This window comes from Brevibacterium picturae, assembly GCF_030453725.1.
Taxonomy (GTDB): Bacteria; Actinomycetota; Actinomycetes; order Actinomycetales; family Brevibacteriaceae; genus Brevibacterium; species Brevibacterium sandarakinum_A.
The window spans coordinates 1-3,394 of the sequence record NZ_JAKDJU010000245.1 but is presented as its reverse complement, the minus strand read 5'-3'; the positions used below and the strand labels follow the sequence as shown (position 1 = coordinate 3,394).

3 protein-coding genes are annotated in these 3,394 nt (G+C 65.5%); all 3 read right to left on the bottom strand.

Going from position 1 to position 3,394, the window contains the following annotated elements; genetic code table 11:
* Positions 1–144: 144 nt before the first annotated feature.
* The 3 genes from L0G76_RS14930 to L0G76_RS14920 all read right to left on the bottom strand — a co-directional run bounded on the left by L0G76_RS14930 (position 145) and on the right by L0G76_RS14920 (position 3,326).
* Positions 145–1,152, bottom strand: a complete 1,008-nt coding sequence (locus L0G76_RS14930; RefSeq protein WP_304357943.1) for an aldo/keto reductase family protein — start codon at positions 1,150–1,152, stop codon at positions 145–147.
* A gap of 9 nt (positions 1,153–1,161) precedes the next feature.
* Entirely contained in the window at positions 1,162–1,884 is a 723-nt protein-coding gene (locus tag L0G76_RS14925; protein ID WP_304357942.1) for a GntR family transcriptional regulator, read from the bottom strand.
* Positions 1,885–1,985: 101 nt separating this feature from the next.
* A complete protein-coding gene (locus L0G76_RS14920) occupies positions 1,986–3,326 on the bottom strand; it encodes an MFS transporter (protein ID WP_304357941.1) in 1,341 nt (446 codons plus the stop codon).
* Between the last annotated feature and the right edge of the window lie 68 nt (positions 3,327–3,394).

Here is a 3,394-nt window from a genome sequence, read left to right as displayed (position 1 = left end):
CACTGACAGCCGGAATACTCACTGCTGCCGCGTCATACCTCGTTGTCGAACCCCGCGACGACAGCACAGAGCTGACCCGAGGGCGCAACAGCGGCAATCAGCAGTAATTCGCAGCCGAGGCAGTGAGTTGAAGCAGCTGCCCGATCACACGATCCGGGTCGGTGGGGACTTGGTCTTCGAGGGATTCGTTTCGGGCAGATCACCGAGGGCATCATCGATGCGGGAGAGCACCTCGGCGTCGAGCTTCACACCGGCTGCGGCGACGTTCGATTCCACCTGCTCGGGACGGGAGGCGCCGACGAGTGCGGTTGCGACGTTGTCGTTGGCCAGCACCCAGGCGATCGCGAGCTGGGCCATCGTCAAACCCAGATCGGAGGCAATCGGTTCCAACTTGGCCACGCCGTTGAGGATCTCATCGTTGAGGTAGCGGTCGGTGATCATGTCCTTGCCGCCGTTCTCATCGGTGGCACGAGACCCGGCCGGTGCAGGCTGTCCCGGCTTGTACTTGCCGGTGAGCACGCCCTGGGCGATCGGCGACCACACGACCTGCGAGATCCCGAGCTCCTGCGAAGCCGGAACGACCTGGGGCTCGATGACGCGCCAGAGCATGTTGTACTGCGGTTGGTTGGACACGAGCTGGATGCCGAGATCACGGGCCAGATAGTGCGCGGCACGCAGCTGATCGGCGTTCCACTCGCTCACGCCGATGTAGAGGGCCTTGCCGGCGCGCACGACATCCGCGAAGGCCTGCATGGTCTCTTCGAGCGGGGTCTCATAGTCGTAGCGGTGGGCCTGGTAGAGGTCGACGTAGTCGGTGCCCAGGCGCGACAGCGAGCCGTTGATCGATTCCATGATGTGCTTGCGGGACAGGCCGGTGTCATTGTGTCCCTGGGGTCCGGTCGGGAAGTAGACCTTGGTGAAGATCTCCAGGGACTCGCGACGCTGTCCCTTGAGGGCATCGCCGAGGACCTGCTCGGCCACGGTGTTCGCGTAGACGTCGGCGGTGTCGAAGGTGGAGATGCCTGCGTCGAGAGCCGCATGAACACACTTCGTGGCGGTGTCGTTCTCCACCTGGGAACCGTGCGTGAGCCAGTTTCCGTACGTGATCTCCGAGATCTTCAGGCCGCTGTTTCCAAGATATCTGTGCTCCATGGACCCAGCCTACTGCTGGCCGGGCGGAGTGGACACCCCCCGCCGGAGCATCGTCGAATCGAAGGCTGCCGACGACCTCGCCGAGGTGGCCGTGGGCGGTGCGTTCTCCGCGAGGTGTCCGCGCAGGGTGTTCGCGAACCCGGCGGAGTCGCCCGAGCGCAGGTGGTCGACCAGTGAGACGTGTTCGGCGATGATCTCCTCGCACCGGCCGAGGAGCCGATCACCGGAGGCGAAGAGGATGAAGCGGTGCCGGTCGGAGAGCTGCGAATACAGTTCCAACATCACCGTGTTGTCTCCGGCCTCGACGAAGCCGCGGTGGAACTCGAGTGTCAGGTCGATGAAGGCGGCGATGTCCCCGGCGTCGAAGGCCTCCCGCTGAGCTTGGATCGAGGTGTCGAGCGCCTCGGCGAGCTGCTGTCGCAGTGCATCCGGAGCCCGATCGACGGCCGTCGTCTCCAGAACGAACCGGGCGTCGGCGAGTTCGGCCACGGTGCGTTCATCGACTCCCTGGACGATGGCTCCGCGTTTGGGATAGATGACGATCCAGCCCTCGTCCTGCAGCCGGGCGAGAGCGACCCGCACCGGTGTGCGACTGACCTCGAGCTCGGCGGCCAAACCTGTCTCGCCCAGCATTGCCCCGGGGCGATGGGTGCCGTTGAGGATCTGCGCGCGGATGAGCTGATAGGCGCGCTCGGCGGCGCTCGGGGTCTCGCCGCTGCTGGTCGTGGCCACCGAATTCTCCTCGTGTGCCGCAGATAGTGTCATGTCCGAGCCCGATGATCAGCGATCGCTCCGGCCGGGGTGCTTGGACTCAAACTACCTGAGATGTCGTTTCAATCCGCATATGACGCCTCTGGGGTGCTGTCTGCTGGACTGGCAGGGCCTTTCCGGCCGGGCCAGCGCATCAGGGGAACTGCCTTGATGGAGAATCCGAGGGCGACGAGGAGAACGATGGTGGCCATCATGTTGATCCACAGGAACCCTCCCGCTTCGAGTACGGTGCCGGCCATCGCGGCCATGAGCGCACCGCCGAGGTTCATCGCCGAATCCGATGCGCCCTGCAGGGTGACCTTCGCATGCCGGGGCACCGAGGCTGTCAGCAGCGCGGATCCGCCGATGAGGAACATCGACCACCCCACTCCGAGGAAGATGAGCGCGGTGCTCAACAGGACCATGGACGAGGCCTCGGCCGCGGCATCGACGACGCCCAGGATGATGGCGGTGGCGAAGACGATGACACCGCCGGCGATCACGGTGCCCGGTCCGAAGCGATCTGCCATCCATCCGAACACCGGTGAGAGTGCGTACATGCCGGCAATGTGGACGCTGACGACGATGCCGATCGCGCCGAGGGAGAAGGCCTGGTGATCCATGTGCACCGGGGTCATCACCATCACATTGGTCATCATCATCTGACCGGCGATGATCGTGATCATCGCGAACAGGGGCACCGGGCGTGCTGCCGCGAAGCGCAGTGCCGGGCCCAACTTCATCGTCGGCGGCTCAGCTGTGGTGCCGTCTGACTCTGCGGTCACCTCGGCGATGCCGTCATTGCCCATGCTGCCCGAGTCAGTGGTGGCGGGTGCGGCGCCCGGTTTGATCTTTCGGGTCAGCGTCGACGCGACCAGGGTCGCGAGGCCGAAGGCTGTCATCGAGATCAGGTAGGGCCCGGCCAGCTCGTTCATGCCCAGAGCCGCGCCGAGGCGCGCACCGGGTGCGGTGAAGCTGGGCCCGAGCACGGAGCCGATCGTCGTCGCCCACACCACCAGGGACATTGCGCGCCCGGCGGCAGATGGGTCGACGAGGTCGACGGCTGCGTAGCGGGCCTGCAGGCCGGAGGCCGTCGAAGACCCGCACATCATCATCCCCAGCATGAACAGCGGGAGGAGTTGCAGTGCGACGCCGAGGAGGACGACCGTGGCGCCCAGGGTGCCGATGCCGAATCCCAGCGTCAGCGCGGTCCGACGTCCGGCCTTGCCGGCCAGCACCGCCAGGGGATAGGCGATGAGCCCGGCGCCGAGGATGACACTCATCTGCGCGATGCCCGCCATCGAGGTCTTGCCCGTGATCTCTTCGGCCAGCAGCCCGCCGACCGCGTAGCCGGAGGCGATCCCGGCTCCGGAGAGCAGCTGCGCGGCGATCAGCTTGGCCTGTGCGCGTGTGCGGGTCTTCATCGACGCCTTCCGTCATTCCTGTCAGCTACCCACACAACGTATCTTGGATCCATCTTGGATACAAGATG